Below are 18,256 nucleotides of genomic sequence, written 5' to 3' on the forward strand. Positions count from 1 at the left end.
GACTGATAGAATACCAGATCTTTTTGAAAGTGCTTACATTAGCAGTAGAAAGTCACGTTAGCCTCCAAGAAAACAGGAGACATTGAAGCAAAAGAAACCAGTGCTGGGTGCACTGGTTATCTGAAGAATAAATGGCTGAATGGATTTAACAATCTCGCTAAGCCTGAGGTAAAGTGTAGTGGTTGGTCTACAACACTGAACACCAGACAGCCTTCAGGCGCGTCAGAACGAGGGGCATGAGTATGTTCACCGGTCATGTAAATCAAATCACCAGAATCATAATCGTTTAGACCGTCGGAGAACTCACCGTTAATCACCAGTGTCATTTCAGACCCGCGGTGTGTATGTTCCGGCACCGTGCCACCCTTTTCAATGTATATGAAATTAGCAACGCCATCGCAACCCAAATCAACGGGTGACTGCCACAACTTACCTACCAGTGAAGACCAGTTCCCTTTCTTTTTGACTAATCGATGAAGTGTTTTCGGCAACTCAAAAGACTTACCGTCGAGTTCAATCGACGTCGCTTGCTTAATTCCTTGCGGGCGATACGCCCTCTCTGCCGCAGGTTGCTGCGTGATGTTTGCAAGCATCAAATCGAAATCAGGGTCATAGCTCTCTACAGCTTCCTCAATTTCGTTGCTGGCAAAAGTAGAAGTAAACGCGTCAACTTTGTGCTGACAGTGCTCGCACATGTCGCAGTGTGCAGAAATCATTAATGACTCTACCGGCGACAAAGTTCCCTCTACAAACTGCTTTAAATGTTCGGGGGTAGGATGAAACTTAATCATACTCGCTTAGCATACCTTTTAATCGTTGTAACGCCAGTCGTGTGCGAGATTTCACTGTACCTAAAGGTATTGCTAACTCATCAGCGATCTCTTGCTGAGACTTACCATCAATGTAGATGGCTTCAATGACTACTTTTTGCTTCTCCGGAAGCTCGTCAAACAAATGCCCAATTTGCTCCAGTGTGACCTGCTCGTCCAGGCTGGTCTCATTTTGGTCAGGCGTTTGTTCACACAGCACTGGCCAGAGGTCATCAGCACAGATATCTTCTTTGCGATTTTGGACTTTGCGGAGCATGTCGAATCGGATATTTCTGGCTATTGTAAATATCCAGGTCGACGGGGATCCTTTTTCAGAATTAAACAAATGCGCTTTTTGCCAGACATTGGACATTGTGTCCTGCACCAGCTCCATTGCCAGCGCTTCGTTTCCGAGTTGCTTTAAAGCATAGGAACGCAAACGTGGCGCGAAATAGCCAAAAATTCGGGCGAACGACGCTTTGCATCGCGTTTCCGCGACCTGCACGAGGTACTGCGACATTTCTACCGCACACTCTTTTGGTTCTATTGCGCTATTTTCATGTTCCAAAGGAATTCCAACAAGCATAGTTCCTGTCCGTAATTTACGAATATACAGTTTTTACTGACAGAATGTACAAACAGATCACTATTTTTAACGAACTAATTCACTAATATAATTTAGCACGTTATCGCAGTTTTTTTCACCCAGAAACGCTTGTTTGTTGGCGGCATCCACAGGTAATAATTCCAGCCACCGGTATATAACCCACATAGGGTCGTTAAATTTGAGCTCTGGATACAGTCGGGCTATTTCCGGGTATTTGTCGTAGATGAGTTCAAGTTTGATGCGCAACGGCGTGATTTTCTCATCCTCAATAACACAAGACCAGTCATGTTGTTCTGTGCAATCGCCAATTCGCAGCCCGTCAGCTTCTGTCTTAATATTCCCGACACTGACACAACATACGCCTTCTACGTTAATGCCAAGTAAACCATCATCAAGTAAGTCGAAGTCGACTATTTTACACAGCGTGCCTATTGGAAAGATATGCTCATTGGATGCCTGATCCCCGCGGGAATTGAGCATACATAATACAAAATACCCATTTCCTGCACAGGCTTCCTTAACCATGCGGACGTAACGTGGCTCAAAAATACGCAACGCCATGTGCCCACCAGGGAGCAAGTGCGCGGACAAAGGAAATAAAGGAATGTTGTGGTGATGCATAAGCCTTACATTCGTTAACTAATCGATTCTCATTACGCCGTGCGCTTGCAATTGGATCTATTTATATTCGGCAATCACTACATAAAACTATTTTTAATGCCATGCGCGACAAAAAGTGATCTGCTAATGTATATATTCTGTACTTATGGCAAACAATTCAAGTGATTAAGTCATGTCATTCAAAACACGCTTCACTCAGTTTTACGCCGATCTCGCTAACGTCGATATAGACGATCTGGATAATGTGTACCACGAGCAGATTCTGTTTAAGGACCCTATCGCCAGCCATTCTGGTATTGAGAGCGTAAAAGCCTATTTCGCTCATCTTCTTGACAGTACGTCCTCTTGTAAATTTGATATCCATCATTTTATTGAGAGTTCATCAACTAATTCGCCCTACGACTTTACTGTCGAATGGACCATGCACCTGACGCTGAATAATCAGTCCCGCCCCATCTCTGTCAATGGGGTATCACTGCTTACGTTAAAAGACGACCGCGTTATCTACCACCGTGACTATTACGATATGGGCGAAATGGTTTATGAGCATGTCCCCGTGCTAAAGCGCGTTATTCACTATATTAAGAAGCGACTGACACAATGAAATCGATTCTGGTAACCGGTGCCACTTCCGGCATCGGCAAAGCATTTGCACTTCACGCTGCCAACGCAGGTTACCGCGTTATCGCATGTGGCAGAAACATGCAGGCACTGGCCGAACTAAGTAAAAACAGTAATATCGATACATTACAATTTGACGTTACGGATCTCGAACAAACCAATAAAGCGCTCGGTGACACAACATTCGACATCGCGGTATTAAATGCAGGCACTTGCGAATACGTTGATTTACCCGAATTCGACCCTGCACTGTTCAAACGCGTATTTGAGGTCAATTTTTTCGGCATTGTTAACTGCATTCATGCACTTTTGCCCAAATGCGAAAAAAACACACAGCTAGTTATTATTGATTCAATGGCCAGATTACTGCCCTTCACGCGCAGCGAAGCCTATGGCGCCAGCAAAGCGGCAGTACATTATTTAACCCAGAGCCTGAGTGTGGATTTACGGGCAAAAGGCGTCATTGTTCAGAGCGTTTCACCGGGGTTCGTGGAAACCCCGTTAACTGATAAAAACGATTTCGAAATGCCAATGAAAATCACCGCCGAAGAGGCAGCTGAAACGCTGCTGAAACGCATAGAAGCAAAACAAATGGCAATCTATTTTCCCAACGTATTTGGCTGGATATTACGCATCCTTAACCATCTCCCCCAGCGCATCAAACGCTGGCTGTCATCCAAATTACAACAATAACGGCAAGCATTATTATGGCAAAACGCATAGCAATTGTTGGCACAGGCATATCCGGCCTGACCAGCGCCTACTTACTCAATCGTCAGCACGATATCACTGTATTTGAAGCAAACGATTACATTGGCGGTCACACGGCAACCAAGGATGTATCCGTTAACGGTGAGCAATTCGCCATTGACACTGGCTTTATTGTATTCAATGACTGGACATACCCGAATTTCATTAAGTTACTGACGCAACTCGGGGTTGCCTACCAGGAAACCGAAATGAGTTTTTCGGTACACCATGAAAAAACCAATATCGAATACAACGGGCACGACCTTAATACCCTGTTTGCACAACGACGCAACCTGCTTCGCCCCCGATTTTGGCGAATCGTTAATGATATCGTTAAATTTAACAAAACCTGCAAGGCGGTACTTGAAAACAACGAGCCCGTAGAAGGGATAACGCTAGCAGACTTCATTGCCCGACACGGCTTTAGCGACAGTTTTAGTGAGCACTACATTTATCCCATGTGCGCAGCAATCTGGTCAGCCAGCCTTGAGCAAACCAAGGCTTTTCCGTTGGCTTTTTTCCTGAAGTTCTTTAATAACCATGGCTTACTGAATATTACTGACCGTCCACAGTGGTACACCATTATGGGCGGCTCCAGAGAATACATTAAGCCCCTGACTGCCGCTTTTGCAGACCACATTAAACTCAATACGCCGGTAAAATCCGTCCGCACTGTCGAGCAAGGCATTGAAGTCATTACAGCCCACGGCGACAGCCATTTATTCGATGAGATTATCTTTGCCTGCCACAGCGACCAGGCCTTGCAAATGATGGCTGAACCTTCCGCCGACCACAAAGCGGTACTCGGGGCTATACCCTACACAGAAAACGACGTTGTGCTGCACACAGACACTGCTCAACTGCCTCAACGTAAACTTGCATGGGCTAGCTGGAATTACCGGTTAACCGGTTCTGCAGAAGAACAAGCTCGCCCGGCAGCAGTAACGTACAACATGAACATCCTGCAGCGCTTGGTAACGCCCACTACGTTTTGTGTTAGTTTGAATTCACCCTCAATTAATCATAACGACGTACTGGGTGAATACCGTTATGCACACCCCCAATTCAGTGAAAACATGGTCGCTGCACAAAACAAACGCAATGTCATTTGCGGCGTTGATCATATGCATTTCTGCGGGGCATACTGGTACAACGGATTTCACGAAGACGGCGTGCGTTCCGCATTAGACGTCTGTAAACGGTTTGGTGAGGAATTGTAATGGAAAGCGCTCTGTATACCGGGAAGGTATTACACCAACGCTTCAGGCCTACCCAGCATGCCTTTTCCTACGGCATTGCAATGATGTGGCTGCATTTGGATGAGGTTAATCAACTTGCTCACACCGTAAAAGGGTTCTCGAATTGCCGTCGCGCAGCGTTTGAGTTTCGCCGCAGTGATTATCTCGGCGATCCTACCGTACCGTTAAAGCAGGCCGTACTCGAGCGAATGAACGCACTGCATACCGAAGGTGAGCATCTCGCGGGAGACATCTTTTTATTAGGACAGGCGCGGCACTTTGGATTGTACTTCAGTCCGGTTAACTTTTACTTTCTACGCGATAAGCGTTCCGGGATGTTCACACACTTACTGGCTGAAGTCAGCAATACGCCCTGGAATGAACGTCATCATTACCTTGTCGATCTGGCAGTGCAGGCAGATACAGAAAAAGCGTTCCATGTCTCTCCGTTTAATCCCATCGACATGATTTACCGCTGGCATGTACAACAGCCAGCCGACACCTTTTCGGTGGGATTAAGTTGCTATAAAGGCAACAAGCATTTCACCGCAATGATGCATTTAGCACAGCAACCATTGAACTCAAAGTCGATTATCAACGTAATCAAAGCTATACCTAATATGACACTTAGAACTGTCGTCGGAATCTACTGGCAAGCCGCAAAGTTATGGATAAAGCGCACGCCCGTATATTCACATCCGATAAATAGTCAGGAATGAACCATGGCCAACAGTGAATCAGCAATTTACCCAACACTCACTTTTACCTCTATCGACAAGATTTGTCGCCAAATTTTTATTTCATTAATGCAAACATTGCCCGAGGGGTATCTTGTCATTAAAGAAAATGACGCGGTAGTTGCACAATGCGGCAACAGCAGCAGCGACTTACATGCCGAGGTAAATATTCACTCACCGAAAACTTATCGAAAGCTGTTGTTTGGTGGCAGTGTGGCATCAGGTGAAACCTACACAGATGGTATGTGGAGCAGTCCTGAATTAACGCATGTTATTCGTTTGTTTGCGCGCAATTTGCCAACGCTTGACCGTTGGGAGTCACGTTTTAGCTGGCTCACGTTCCCTTTCGATAAAATTATGCACCTCAAGCGCCGCAACACCCGCGACCAGGCCAAAAAGAACATTGCGGCCCACTATGACTTAGGGAATACCCTTTACACGCACTTTTTAGATAAAAGTATGATGTACTCCTCGGCTATCTACCCGGATGCAAACGCATCACTGGCCGAAGCGCAGCAATACAAGCTAAAAACCATTTGCGACAAACTGCAGCTGAACGAATCAGACCATTTGGTGGAAATAGGTACAGGCTGGGGTGGCCTGGCCGTATTCGCTGCAAAACACTACGGATGTAAAGTGACCACAACCACTATTTCAGAAGAGCAATTTGCCTATGCTTCTGAGTGGGTGAAGAAAGAAGGATTAGAAAACCAGGTTACACTACTCAAAAAAGACTACCGGTTACTTGAAGGCAAATTCTCAAAACTGGTGTCTATTGAAATGATTGAAGCCGTTGGTAAACCCTACCTCAACCAGTTTTTCACCAAATGTGCCAGTTTACTCAAACCAGACGGTCTGATGTTGCTGCAGTCTATTATTATTGACGATCGCCGCTATGACACCTACCAGAAAGGCGTGGATTTTATTCAGAAACACATCTTCCCAGGTGGTTTTTTGCCGTCGCAACTCACCCTCAACGATCACATCAAGCGTGCCAGCGATTTGTCTATACGGGATCTACACGATATAGGCCTGGACTACGCCACCACGCTCCGCGATTGGTTTGAGGCATTTAATGTTGCTCGCCCGGCTCTGGCGAAACACGGCTATGACGACCGGTTTGCACGTATGTGGGAGTACTACCTGAAGTATTGCGAGGGAGGCTTCCTGGAGCGCACCATTAGTACGGTGCAACTGGTACTAAGTAAACCTCGAAGTGAAGCAAAAATGGCCCGATAACGGGCCATTTTTCTATTGCTAACCGGCATATAGCCGCAAAATCTATAATGTTTAACCTGCAGGCTGGTCCAACACGGAAATCGGTTTAGAGCGAATGGGCTCACCCTGGTTAATATTAATTTCAACACGCCGATTACGAGCACGCTCTTCTGCCGTAGTCGGCTGCTCGACCAGCGGTAACGTTGAAGCCTTACCCACAACTGACATACGCGATTCATCAAACCCTGCCGCCAGACGCATTTCCTCCGCTACCGCAACAGCGCGTTGAGCAGACAAGTCCCAATTTGAGCGATACAGTTCATTAGAGATCTGCTGACTGTCACTGTGTCCGGAGACTTCAATCTGGCCCGGCATATCTGCCAGAATTTCGCCAATCTGGCGAATGATTGGCTTAAATTGAGGCTGCAGGAACGCAGAGCCTGCCGAGAACGATCCGTTCTCACGAATGCGAATAGTAATTTGCTGTCCGAGGGATTCCATTTCAATGGAACCATCTAAAATCTGCTTCTGCAGCTGCTGCGCTACTTTTTTCATCATCTCGGCAACCTGCTCCTGGTTTGCCGCTTGCTGTGTTGACGCAGACTGATCAGTTGACGTTTGCTGCGATTGACCACCACGCTGGGTGCCACGTTGTTTTTGACGTCCGCCAGCCGAGTCTTCATCTCCGGCCTGAAACTCCAGCATTTGTTGGGTCATGTCGATGGTTTGCTGTTGAATGGTGTCAATGGGCGTGGGGTCCGGGCGGCCAGGTCGGAATTCCATGGCAATCACGCTGGTGCCTTTAGGAATGTCCTTCACTTCGATTTTGTTTTGTACACCAAAGGCAAATTTCATCGAACCGGCTATTTGCTTAAATTTAAGCACGTCCATTTCCGAGAATGCCAACAAGAGTACAAAGAAGCACATCAGTAGTGACATGAGGTCCGCAAAGGTCCCCATCCATGCGGGGAGACCTTCGGGGGGGCATTTAGGGCATTCTTCTTCCTGTGCCATCGGTTACTCTTCCTCTGCCCCGGCACCACGCTTACTGGCCGCCAGATAGTTTTTCAGAATACCTTCAATAACACGGGGGTTCTGCCCATCCGCAATACCCACAATCCCATCGAGGATCAAAGACTGGTTGAGCTTTTCTTCGTTCAGTCGGTTAGACAGCTTTGCCGCGATTGGCAAACATATTACGTTAGCCAGGAATGCACCGTACAATGTGGTCAACAAGGCTACCGCCATGGCAGGACCGATGGCTTTCGGGTCATCCATGTTCGACAACATGGCAACCAGACCGATAAGCGTACCGATCATACCCATCGCCGGGGCCACATCGCCTAGACCTTTAAAAATAGATACACCGAACTCGTGGCGTTCGGTCGTCATGGAAATGTCTTTAGCCAGCGTTTCACGCACGACGTCGATATCATGGCCATCAACCAGCATATCAACCCCTTTTTGCATGAAAGGGTTTACTATTTCTGCTTCTTCCAGCGCCAAGAATCCACCTTTACGCGCCGCATCGGCCATTTCAACCACCTTTTCAATCAGTTCTTCAGGCGTGTCGATTTTGAACATAAAGGCCTTGCCGGCCACTTTACCCGCACCAAAAAATTGCCCCAGCGTAAACTGTGACATAACAACAAATAAACTACCGCAAAATACAATAAGTACTGACGGAACATCCACAAACATGCTGAGGTCGCCCCCGAGGATCATGGCCATTACAATAAAGCCAATACCACCTAACATGCCGATTAAGGTTGCTAAATCCACTTGTATCCCTCAATTCATTTATTGTGTTTGATGCGTTTTGTTATGAGTAACTATAGCCGCAAATTGTTGCGGCAGCATGTTGATATTGAACAATTATGCAAGTACCAACATTAACGCTATCTGATTGGTTTTCAGTCATTCTATCGGCAGATAAAAAATTTTCTACACCGGAAATTCATTGTTTTGGCTTATTCGCTGTTTATCTGCTCAGCCTATACAGGCTTTGTATCGCATCACGGGAAAATATCCCGGGCGTGACTGCAAACTATTTGACCCATCTGCGCCCCTCGGTTAATGTGCCCTTTTTATTTTGGTCATAGAGAGAAAACCGTGAGCGATAAAGCCTCCGATACGTCCCCGACATTTGAGCAAACCCTGTCTGAGCTTGAACAAATCGTCAATGAAATGGAACGTGGTGACTTGCCTCTGCACGATGCGCTGAAGAAATTTGAACGCGGCGTAGAGTTATCGCGTCTTAGCCAACAGGCACTGACCGATGCCGAACAAAAGGTAAAAATCCTTACCGAGCAAGGTAATAGCTCAACGCTGCAGGATTTTACACCTGACGACGAGCTGTAATATGACCCTGAAAGCAATTCAACAAACGGTTCGTCAGCAAGTTGACGAGGCGTTGTCAGGTGTCATCAGCACATTACCTGATCACGCACCTGAGTTAAAAGCCGCAATGCATTATGCATTGACTGCAGGCGGTAAGCGGATGCGGCCTCTGCTAGTCCATTTGACTGGCAACATGCTGGATCTGCCTCGCACAGACCAACTCACCATAAGCATGGCAATTGAATGCATTCACGCCTATTCATTAGTGCATGATGACCTGCCGGCGATGGACGACGATGACCTGCGACGCGGGCAGCCAACCTGCCACATTAAATTCAGTGAAGCGACCGCTATCTTAGCTGGCGACGCTCTGCAAACCCTCGCGTTTAGCATTTTGGCAGAACAACCTTTAAGTGCCTTTGGAGATAAGCAGCGCGCCAAACTCATTGGTAGCCTGGCTCGTGCTTCCGGGTATCTCGGTATGTGTGGCGGACAGGCCATAGACCTGGCATCAACGGGTAATCTCATCGACGTTGATCAATTAAAGCAATTACACCGTTTAAAGACCGGCGCGTTACTCACGGCTTGCGTTGATATGACATGCAGAGCCAGTGAATCTATTGCGCCGGAAAGCCACACTTTATTGTGTCGCTACGCCGAATTAATCGGCCTGGCATTTCAGGTCCAGGATGACATTCTCGACCTGACGGCGAGCACTGAAACATTGGGCAAACCCAGCGGCTCAGATGTGGCGTTAGGCAAAAATACTTTCCCATCGCTACTCGGCTTAGACACCGCCCGGGAAGAATTGGCAAAATTGCATCAACAGGCGCTTCAAGCCTTGGACGGTTTGCCCTACAATACGGACTACTTAGTGGCGTTTACCGATTTAATGGTTAATCGCGACCATTAATCCGCCAGACAGACACAGTACAAATATAATCAGAATGACTTTAGATTTAGCGCACTATCCTACTTTGGCCCAAGCCCGCTCTCCGGAAGCGCTTCGCAAATTGCCTCAAGACAAACTGCGAGCCCTTTCAGATGAGCTTCGTCAGTACTTACTTACCTGTGTAAGTCAGTCCAGCGGACATTTTGCATCCGGCCTCGGCACGGTTGAGTTAACCGTTGCCTTGCACTACGTATACAACACGCCGTTTGACCGCCTTATTTGGGATGTTGGCCATCAGGCTTACCCGCACAAAATTCTGACTGGTCGTGCAGAGCAAATGTCGACCATTCGAAAAAAAGAAGGGTTACACCCCTTCCCCTGGCCGCCTGAAAGCGACTTCGACACCTTCGCGGTGGGTCACTCTTCAACGTCAATCAGCGCTGCGCTGGGTATGGCCATTGCGGCTGAAAAAGAACAACAGGGCCGTAAGGTTGTCGCCGTCATTGGCGATGGCGCAATGACGGCCGGCATGGCCTTCGAAGCCATGAACCACGCTGGCGATATCAGCAAAGACATGGTGGTGGTATTAAACGACAATGAAATGTCGATTTCCGAAAATGTCGGCGCATTGAACAGTCACCTGGCCCGCCTGTTAACCGGCAACCTGTTTAACAGTATTCGTGACGGCGGCAAAAAGCTGCTGAGTAACGTGCCGCCCATTAAAGAATTCGCCAGCCGGGCAGAAGAACATATTAAAGGCATGGTGGTACCGGGCACGATTTTCGAAGAACTGGGTTTCAATTACATTGGCCCTATCGACGGCCATGACATCAATGGTGTGGTCGACACACTTCGCAATATGCGTAAGTTCAAAGGCCCACAATTACTGCACGTGGTGACTAAAAAAGGTAAAGGCTATCCGGAAGCCGAAAAAGACCCGATCAAGTTCCACGCGGTACCTAAATTTAATCCGGCAGATCAAACTCTGCCCAAATCTGCCGCCTCCAAACCAACCTACTCGGCTATTTTTGGCACCTGGTTGTGTGATATGGCAAAAGCCGATCCCAAGCTGATGGCAATCACGCCTGCGATGCGTGAGGGCTCAGGCATGGTGGCTTTCTCCCAGCAATTCCCGGAACAGTACTTCGATGTAGCGATTGCTGAGCAGCACGCTGTAACGTTGGGTGCAGGTATGGCTAAAGAAGGCCTGAACGCCGTTGTTGCGATTTATTCTACCTTCCTGCAGCGTGCCTACGATCAGTTGATTCACGATGTGGCGTTGCAAAATCTGCCGGTATTGTTTGCCATTGATCGTGCTGGTATTGTCGGCGCCGACGGCCCAACACACCAGGGGGCGTTTGATATCGCGTTCCTGCGTTGTATCCCTAACATGATTGTGATGACGCCTGGCGACGAGAACGAATGCCGCCAAATGTTGTATACCGGACACCTTGCCAACCAGCCAGCAGCTGTACGCTACCCACGTGGCGCAGGCAAAGGCATCACGCCAGACACCGAAATGACCGCCTTGCCAATTGGTAAAAGCCGTACTTTGCGAGAAGGCAAGCGCGTTGCCTTACTCAATTTCGGTACGCTGTTACCGTATGTAGAAAAAGCGGCTGAGACGCTGGATGCCACGTTGGTTGATATGCGCTTTGTGAAGCCGTTAGACACCGATATTCTGGATAGTCTTCAGCAAGACCATGATGTGCTGGTGAGTGTTGAAGATGGCTGTATCATGGGTGGCGCAGGTAGCGCAGTTGCTGAATATCTCATGCAAAAGCAATACGGCACAAAGCTACTTCAGATTGGCTTACCGGACAGCTTCATCCTGCAGGGCACACAGGAAGAAATGTATGCCGAGCTTAAATTGGATGACACTGGCATTGTCGAGCAAGTTAAGGCGTTTACTGAACATTAATTAGCTCCCACCCCATCAACCATAAAGGCATGCTACAGTTCATGCCTTTTTTATTTCCCTTATCATTTACATGGTGCCAAAACAAAAAGCATCGCAGCATTTCATTTATTCACTGACCTGTGTCTATACTGATGACTTTACGTAGTAGATGTGGGTCATTTAGCAATGAAATCTATCTCCACCTTGTTGTTACTCTTGCTCGTTTCCTGTGCCTGTTTGGCCGAGAAACCAAACCTGTGGCAAGTGATGAGTTACGATATTGAACACAACGATGCCCCTCTTGATTTTACGCACTACCAATCGCCTATGTACATAGAGCTTTATCCAGAACTCTATGTCAACGTTGAACGTTATGTAAGAGATGACTTCTCCTGGCGGACGAGACTGGAAATGACAAGCCCCAAGTCCTTTAACGTGAATATACAGAACTCATTTTTGGATGATATTGAAGTCACTAATGATGAGCTCATTGAGCACGTAGGCGAGCATGCTCTGAGTTATTTCAAGGAGGTTTATTGGAAAGCAAATAAGGAAAGTGAGACGCTTAAATATGTTGTACCTGAAGCACACAAAGCCAGTTTTAAAGCCTTGTTTCACGATGAAATAGGCGCTGATATTATTGTCGTCAATCAGCCTTATGTCGTTGGCGTATCGGACCCGGTTAACTATATTCGCGCCACATCAGATCCGCGTAAAAAAGGGCAAAAAAAGCGTTGGTGGGTATCTAAGGTTGACTTCGGTACGCTTGTCAAAGCAGGGACTTTCCTTGCCTACGACACACAAACCGGCGACATCGTGCGTCGTTGCCAGTACAAGGTAGAAGTACCAATTGAAAATAACGGCGTGTTTGCTGAATTTACGCACGCAGCTAACTGGAACTACAACGAAGTTGCGGCATTTGGCGAGAAAGCCGCCAAACATCTGAAGAAAAAGAAGGGGCCCAAACAAAAGCAGTTTACTCAGGCGCATGAGGACTATTTGCGTCAGCTGTATGCGCAGGCTTTCGCTGCTTCGTTAGAACAATGCCCGCTTTTCAAGCACTATCAACGATGATGCTTGTGAGATTAGCCTACCATCAACATAATCGCGTGGAGGCTCGCGCAGGCCATTAAACCGGCAATGATATCGTCGAGCATGATACCAAGCCCACCACTGACGTATTTGTCCACCGGGCCAATTGGCCAGGGCTTAACGATATCGAAGAAACGAAACAGCAAAAAGCCTGCTACTACCGTCCACAATGACAATGGCACCCACAAGAATGTCAGTAAGATACCAGCTACCTCATCCCATACAATAGAGCCGTGATCGTGAACCTGCATATCATCTGCTGTTTTACCACACAGATAAATACCTATTGCGCTGGCCAAAACAGCGGCTATCAGTAATGTAATTGGCGGCAGGTATAAGAAGGGAATTAGCAGCGGTAACGCCGCCAATGAACCGAAGGTACCGGGCATAAATGGGATCAGGCCACTGCCAAATCCCAACGCCAGAAAGTGGACAGGATTTTTTAGCGAAACACGTTGTCGAAGCTGCTTATCCATGGTCGAACTGGTGTTCGTAGCCGCTGGATTCTGGCAAAGAATAACGCTCGTCGTACAGGCGCAAATCCAATTGTCCTGCGTGGCCGGTAATCTGGCCAATGCAGGTCGCTTTCACGTTAGCATTCGACAGTGACGTCTCCAGATTGCCGCGCTGCTCTTCATTTACCGTGAACACCAACTCGTAATCATCGCCAGCGGTTAACGCGTAGCGATAAGCCGCTTGCGCCCCAACAGATTCAAACAACGGTGCAGAAATAGGCAAACGATCAACATGTACCGTCGCACCACAGTTCGATGCGTTCAGAATGTGCTTAAGATCAGATACCAACCCGTCAGACACATCAATACACGCATTTGCCGTTCGGCGCAGTGCAGTGCCAGCCATTACGCGAGGCGTTGGGTAATAATGGCGATTCACCAGGTAATCCCTATGACGCTGCGGCACCGTAATGGTATTTTGCAGGATATCTAGCCCTGCTCCGGCATCTCCCAATGAGCCAGTGGCATATATCCAGTCACCTGGTTTTGCCCTGCTTCGGCGCAACTCGTTGTCTGGTGGAATGAAGCCTTGCGCCGTAATTGTCATGGCCATAGGGCCAGCCACCGTATCACCACCAATTAACTGCACCGAATAATACTCGGTCAACTCGTAAAGTCCGCTGGCGAACTCTTCAATCCAGGCTTCATCGCAATGGGGTAATGACAACGATAAGCTGATCCACGCGGGCTCGGCCCCCATAGATGCAAGATCGCTAAGGTTTACCGCTACAGCTTTGTAAGCAACAGATCGCGCTGGCGCGTCGGGGAGAAAATGCACGCCGGCGATCAGCGTGTCAGTGGTGACGGCTAAATGCTGGTTTTCAGGTACCTTGGCAACGGCACAGTCGTCGCCAATCCCTACCAGTACGTCTTTGCGCGTGTGTCCACCTTGCGCAAAGTACCGTTTAATCAGATCAAATTCTTTCACAATCGTCGACGTAACATCTTAAGTGAATCACGATGAACCGTGACCAGACTGGCGTTTGCCGCTAGCCACGCTCATGAGGGCGCAATGTGCGAACAGCCTTGTCCAGCGCGCCATTGATGAATTTATGGCTATCTTCAGCACCAAATGCTTTAGCCAGTTCAATCGCTTCGTTAATAACAACCTTGTATGGGACCTCAACATGCTGAGTTAGTTCAAAGGTTGCCAAGCGTAAGATGGCTTTTTCGATAGGATCGAGCTCTTCCGGCAGGCGCCCGAGATACGGACGAATTTTATCGTCCAGTTCAGGCGCACTTTTAACAACACCGCGCAGCAAGCCCTGAAAAAAGCGCATATCCACTTTCTTCATATCGTTGCTGGTCGCAAGCGCTAATTCCACCTGCTCTACAGCGTTGTTAGTCATTTGCCAGGAATAAACGCCCTGTAGGGCAAGTTCACGGGCTCGACGGCGAGGAGATACTTTCACAAATTGCCCCTTTACGCCAAACCGTCAAGTGCAGACATAACATTGACCATTTCTAATGCGCCAAGTGCAGCTTCTGAACCTTTGTTACCGGCTTTTGTACCTGAGCGCTCGATCGCTTGCTCAATAGAGTCTGTTGTAATGACACCAAATGATACCGGGATACCGTATTCCAGTGATACCTGAGCCAGGCCTTTGTTACACTCGCCTGCTACAAAATCAAAGTGGGGTGTACCACCGCGGATCACAGCGCCTAATGCGATGATCGCGTCGAACTTCTTAGACTCAGCTAACTTTTTGGCAGCAACAGGTAATTCATATGCGCCTGGCACGCGAACCAGTGTTACGTCATCATCGCTGACTTCGCCATGACGCTCCAGAGTATCAAGCGCACCTTCCAGTAGGCTCTCTACTACAAAACTGTTAAAACGTGACACAACAATGGCAAATTTTTTACCTGTTGCGCGAATATTACCTTCGATTACCTGCATAGCCCCAATCCCGTAAGAATCCCGTGTGAAAAACGGCGCGAAGTATACCACAACAGCGCCAAAACCCAATCGTTAGTCGTGAATATACTCGACAACTTCCAATCCAAATCCCGACAGCGCGTGATATTTGATTGGCTTACTTAGCAATCGCATCTTTTGTACGCCCATGGCGGCTAAAATCTGGCTGCCTACGCCTACTGTGCGTGACGAGCCCTGCCAATTTTTACCAACCGGCTGTTCGCCGCGATCTTCAGCAGCAAACCGGCGTAATTGTGACTCCAGATCTTCTTCTTTACCCAATAAAACCAGTACGCCACCTTCCGCAGCGATTTGTTCCATGGCATCAGGCAGAGTCATAGAACGCGAAATACCGCGAGTCGAGCCCAGTAAATCACTCAGGGTATTATGCAAATGCACCCGAACCAGCGTTGGGTTGTCGGCGCTGATTTCGCCTTTTTTCAACGCGAAGTGTAATTGGTTGTCGATGACGTCTTTGAATGTATGTAGCTCAAAGTCACCGTATTGTGTTGGTAATGCACAACTCGCAACTTTTTTAATCGTCGTCTCGTTCAAATTACGGTATTCGATTAAGTCGGCAATGGTGCCAATCTTTATGCCATGCGCCTGAGCGAAGGCTTCGAGCTGTGGACGCCGAGCCATGCTGCCATCGTCATTCAGGATCTCGACGATCACAGCCGCTGGTTCACAGCCTGCCAGTCTGGCTAAATCCACCCCAGCTTCGGTGTGCCCGGCGCGGTTCAGTACTCCGCCTTCTTTGGCGATCAGCGGGAAAATGTGGCCCGGTTGCACAATATCTGTTGCCTTGGCATCCTGCGCCACTGCTGCAAGAATTGTGGTCGCGCGGTCGGCTGCGGAAATACCTGTGGTAACGCCTTCAGCCGCCTCAATCGACACGGTAAAGTTAGTCGAAAATTGCGCTTCGTTTTTGTCTACCATCAAGGGTAAATTCAGGCGTTTGCAACGCTCCGCCGTCATAGGAAGACACACCAGACCACGAGCGTGTTTAACCATAAAGTTAATGGCTTCCGGCGTGACATGCTCGGCCGCCATAATCAGATCGCCTTCGTTCTCGCGATCCTCGTCATCCATCAGGATAACCATTTTACCTTGTTGAATATCTTCAAGGATTTCAGCTGTAGTATTCAGTGCCATAATCGTTCTTTTGTGTAGGGTTATCTTTTTAAGTAGCCGTTTTCAGCCAAAAATGCCAGGCTGATATCGGATTGTTTTTGAGGTTCTGCGGCCTTGTCGCCAAGCATCAGGCGTTCCAGGTAACGAGCAATGACGTCAACTTCCAGGTTAACACGGGTGCCGACCTGATAATGGCGCATCACGGTTTCCTGCAGCGTGTGAGGAATAATCCATAGCATAAACTCACTGCCATTCACTTTGTTAACAGTAAGGCTGACGCCATCAACCGTTATGCTGCCTTTATGCGCAATATACTTTGCCAGCTCGTCCGGGGCTTTTACCCAGAACTCGATATAATCACTGTGGGTAATGACCTTGGATATGGTACCCACGCCATCCACGTGGCCAGACACAATGTGTCCGCCAAAACGACTGTTAGCCTGCATGGCTTTTTCCAGGTTTACCTGCATACCCGGTTTGTACTGCGCAAAGCCGGTAAGTCGAATTGTTTCGGCAGATACATCTGCGCTGTAATGATTCGGGCTATAGTCAACAACGGTTAAACACACGCCGTTCGTTGCAATGCTGTCGCCCAGCGCCACGTCTGACATATCCAGTTTACCTGCGCTTACTTTCAGGCGAATCGCATCGCCTCTGTCGACCATGGATTCAATTGTGCCTAGTGCTTCTATGATGCCTGTGAACATGTCGTTATCCTGCAGCAGCGTGAGTGTCGGGCGTCATTACCCGGTATGTCATTCGAATGTCTTCAGCTATATGTCTGAGATCGGTCATTTTCAAGTGGGGAGCCTCATTAATCTGCTGATAATCCGGCAGTGTGAGCATTGAAACGCCTTTGTCGCCAAGCACTTTGGGCGCTTGATAAACAATCAGCTCGTCAACCAGATGCTGATCCAGAAATGCCCCGGCCAGACCTGCGCCTGCTTCTAACCAAAGTTCATTCAGCCCCTGGCGGCCCAGTTCATCCAGCAGCCAGGTAAGCGAAACCTTCTGAGAGGCTGCATCTAGCTTTGCAGGGATAACGGTAACCGCATCGGAAAACTCGTGCTTCAGCTGGCCATTCACCACCAGCAACACCGGCTGACCGTCATTAAACATGGCGAGGTCTGGTGTTAATTGCTGTCGAGTATCAATGACTACCCGCAGAGGTTGACGGCATTGCGTCAAAGGGTAATCACTAAAATTCGCCTGCTCGGGTCTGACCAACAGACTGGGGTTGTCGGCTTTCACCGTGCCACTACCGGTTAGTACTGCACAGCTTTGGGCTCGAAAACGCTGAACGTCCTGACGAGCAGCCGGGCCAGTTATCCACTGACTAACCCCATTAGCAAGCGCAATTTTACCATCCAGGCTACAAGCAAGTTTTGCTCTGACCCAGGGCCTGCCGCATGTCATGCGCTTAATAAATCCTGGATTCAACGCTTCAGCTGACTGCGTTAGCACGCCCTGAGTGACTGCAATTCCTGCATCCTGTAATCGCTTTATACCGCGCCCGCTCACTAACGGATTAGGGTCGGTCATAGCAACCACTACCCGGGCGACGTTGGCTTTAACCAAGGCTTCGGCACAAGGTGGTGTTCTGCCAGTGTGGCTACAAGGCTCAAGCGTGACATACGCGGTAGCGCCTTGCGCTTCATTACCCGCGTCTTGCAACGCGTGTACTTCTGCGTGAGGGGTACCTGCCTGTAAATGCGCACCTGCACCAATCAGCGTGTTGTCTTTAACAATCACACAGCCGACACGGGGATTGGGAGATGTTGTATATAAACCGCGACGAGCCTGTTGAATAGCCATCGCCATCCAATACTCATCGGAATGTAACGGAAAAGGGTTGGACATGGGA

At 48.4% G+C, this 18,256-nt stretch carries 21 protein-coding genes; 9 read left to right on the plus strand and 12 right to left on the minus strand.

Translation table 11 applies throughout. The annotated features are described in order from the left end of the window. Positions 1–116 precede the first annotated feature (116 nt). The 3 genes from BUB81_RS11535 to BUB81_RS11545 form a co-directional block, all read right to left on the minus strand. Positions 117–791 (minus strand): ChrR family anti-sigma-E factor, encoded by a 675-nt coding sequence (locus BUB81_RS11535; RefSeq protein WP_073322886.1) that lies wholly within the window; start codon positions 789–791, stop codon positions 117–119. Then, a complete protein-coding gene (locus BUB81_RS11540) occupies positions 784–1,395 on the minus strand; it encodes a sigma-70 family RNA polymerase sigma factor (protein ID WP_073322888.1) in 612 nt (203 codons plus the stop codon). The genes BUB81_RS11535 and BUB81_RS11540 overlap by 8 nt, the downstream gene beginning before the upstream one ends. Positions 1,396–1,461: 66 nt before the next feature. After that, positions 1,462–2,037 (minus strand): LON peptidase substrate-binding domain-containing protein, encoded by a 576-nt coding sequence (locus tag BUB81_RS11545; RefSeq protein WP_073322890.1) that lies wholly within the window; start codon positions 2,035–2,037, stop codon positions 1,462–1,464. 172 nt (positions 2,038–2,209) lie between these two features. Between BUB81_RS11545 and BUB81_RS11550 the strand changes: the two genes are divergently transcribed. Genes BUB81_RS11550 through BUB81_RS11570 form a run of 5 tightly spaced genes read left to right on the plus strand, consistent with a single transcriptional unit; the run spans position 2,210 to position 6,622 of the window. Next, the gene (locus BUB81_RS11550; protein WP_073322892.1) at positions 2,210–2,641 is read left to right on the plus strand and encodes a nuclear transport factor 2 family protein; all 432 of its coding nucleotides are present in this window, start codon (positions 2,210–2,212) and stop codon (positions 2,639–2,641) included. After that, positions 2,638–3,351 (plus strand): SDR family NAD(P)-dependent oxidoreductase, encoded by a 714-nt coding sequence (locus tag BUB81_RS11555; RefSeq protein ID WP_073322894.1) that lies wholly within the window; start codon positions 2,638–2,640, stop codon positions 3,349–3,351. The genes BUB81_RS11550 and BUB81_RS11555 overlap by 4 nt, the downstream gene beginning before the upstream one ends. 14 nt (positions 3,352–3,365) lie before the next feature. Next, a complete protein-coding gene (locus tag BUB81_RS11560; RefSeq protein WP_073322896.1) occupies positions 3,366–4,628 on the plus strand; it encodes an NAD(P)/FAD-dependent oxidoreductase in 1,263 nt (420 codons plus the stop codon). Continuing rightward, positions 4,628–5,365, plus strand: a complete 738-nt coding sequence (locus BUB81_RS11565) for a DUF1365 domain-containing protein (RefSeq protein WP_073322898.1) — start codon at positions 4,628–4,630, stop codon at positions 5,363–5,365. Before BUB81_RS11560 ends, BUB81_RS11565 begins: the two co-directional genes overlap by 1 nt. A 3-nt stretch (positions 5,366–5,368) precedes the next feature. Next, positions 5,369–6,622: an SAM-dependent methyltransferase gene (locus BUB81_RS11570; protein WP_073322900.1), complete on the plus strand. Its 1,254-nt coding sequence runs from the start codon at positions 5,369–5,371 to the stop codon at positions 6,620–6,622. 51 nt (positions 6,623–6,673) lie between these two features. On the opposite strand, the gene BUB81_RS11575 is transcribed toward BUB81_RS11570, so the two are convergent. Together BUB81_RS11575 and pomA are read right to left on the minus strand one after the other, a co-directional pair. After that, the gene (locus BUB81_RS11575) at positions 6,674–7,615 is read right to left on the minus strand and encodes a flagellar motor protein MotB (RefSeq protein WP_073322902.1); all 942 of its coding nucleotides are present in this window, start codon (positions 7,613–7,615) and stop codon (positions 6,674–6,676) included. 3 nt (positions 7,616–7,618) lie between these two features. Further along, a complete protein-coding gene (gene pomA / locus BUB81_RS11580; protein ID WP_073322904.1) occupies positions 7,619–8,383 on the minus strand; it encodes a flagellar motor protein PomA in 765 nt (254 codons plus the stop codon). Positions 8,384–8,713: 330 nt separating this feature from the next. On the opposite strand from pomA, the gene xseB reads away from it, so the two are divergent. The 4 genes from xseB (at position 8,714) to BUB81_RS11600 (ending at position 12,807) form a co-directional block, all read left to right on the plus strand. Next, complete coding sequence (xseB, locus tag BUB81_RS11585) at positions 8,714–8,962, plus strand: exodeoxyribonuclease VII small subunit (RefSeq protein WP_370165902.1); 249 nt, start codon at positions 8,714–8,716, stop codon at positions 8,960–8,962. 1 nt (position 8,963) lies between these two features. Beyond that, entirely contained in the window at positions 8,964–9,854 is an 891-nt protein-coding gene (gene ispA / locus BUB81_RS11590) for a (2E,6E)-farnesyl diphosphate synthase (RefSeq protein ID WP_073322908.1), read from the plus strand. Between the two features lie 34 nt (positions 9,855–9,888). Then, on the plus strand, positions 9,889–11,754 hold the full coding sequence (gene dxs, locus BUB81_RS11595; protein WP_073322910.1) for a 1-deoxy-D-xylulose-5-phosphate synthase: 1,866 nt from the start codon (positions 9,889–9,891) through the stop codon (positions 11,752–11,754). Positions 11,755–11,919: 165 nt separating this feature from the next. Further along, complete coding sequence (locus BUB81_RS11600) at positions 11,920–12,807, plus strand: hypothetical protein (protein WP_139241570.1); 888 nt, start codon at positions 11,920–11,922, stop codon at positions 12,805–12,807. A gap of 11 nt (positions 12,808–12,818) precedes the next feature. On the opposite strand, the gene BUB81_RS11605 is transcribed toward BUB81_RS11600, so the two are convergent. The 7 genes from BUB81_RS11605 to ribD form a co-directional block, all read right to left on the minus strand. Then, positions 12,819–13,301, minus strand: coding sequence for a phosphatidylglycerophosphatase A family protein (locus tag BUB81_RS11605; RefSeq protein ID WP_073322914.1), 483 nt, complete (start codon positions 13,299–13,301; stop codon positions 12,819–12,821). Continuing rightward, positions 13,294–14,268 carry a thiamine-phosphate kinase gene (gene thiL / locus BUB81_RS11610; RefSeq protein ID WP_073322916.1) on the minus strand — a complete coding sequence of 325 codons (975 nt, stop codon included), beginning with the start codon at positions 14,266–14,268 and terminating at the stop codon, positions 13,294–13,296. The genes BUB81_RS11605 and thiL overlap by 8 nt, the downstream gene beginning before the upstream one ends. Positions 14,269–14,329: 61 nt before the next feature. After that, positions 14,330–14,752, minus strand: coding sequence for a transcription antitermination factor NusB (gene nusB, locus BUB81_RS11615; RefSeq protein ID WP_073322919.1), 423 nt, complete (start codon positions 14,750–14,752; stop codon positions 14,330–14,332). 11 nt (positions 14,753–14,763) lie between these two features. Next, positions 14,764–15,240, minus strand: a complete 477-nt coding sequence (ribH, locus tag BUB81_RS11620) for a 6,7-dimethyl-8-ribityllumazine synthase (protein WP_073322921.1) — start codon at positions 15,238–15,240, stop codon at positions 14,764–14,766. 72 nt (positions 15,241–15,312) lie between these two features. Beyond that, on the minus strand, positions 15,313–16,413 hold the full coding sequence (ribBA, locus tag BUB81_RS11625; RefSeq protein WP_073322923.1) for a bifunctional 3,4-dihydroxy-2-butanone-4-phosphate synthase/GTP cyclohydrolase II: 1,101 nt from the start codon (positions 16,411–16,413) through the stop codon (positions 15,313–15,315). Between the two features lie 20 nt (positions 16,414–16,433). Next, a complete protein-coding gene (locus BUB81_RS11630) occupies positions 16,434–17,099 on the minus strand; it encodes a riboflavin synthase (RefSeq protein ID WP_073322925.1) in 666 nt (221 codons plus the stop codon). A gap of 4 nt (positions 17,100–17,103) precedes the next feature. Further along, positions 17,104–18,252, minus strand: coding sequence for a bifunctional diaminohydroxyphosphoribosylaminopyrimidine deaminase/5-amino-6-(5-phosphoribosylamino)uracil reductase RibD (gene ribD / locus BUB81_RS11635; RefSeq protein WP_073322927.1), 1,149 nt, complete (start codon positions 18,250–18,252; stop codon positions 17,104–17,106). Between the last annotated feature and the right edge of the window lie 4 nt (positions 18,253–18,256).

It is taken from the genome of Marisediminitalea aggregata (genome assembly GCF_900129565.1).
Lineage (GTDB): Bacteria > Pseudomonadota > Gammaproteobacteria > Enterobacterales > Alteromonadaceae > Alteromonas > Alteromonas aggregata.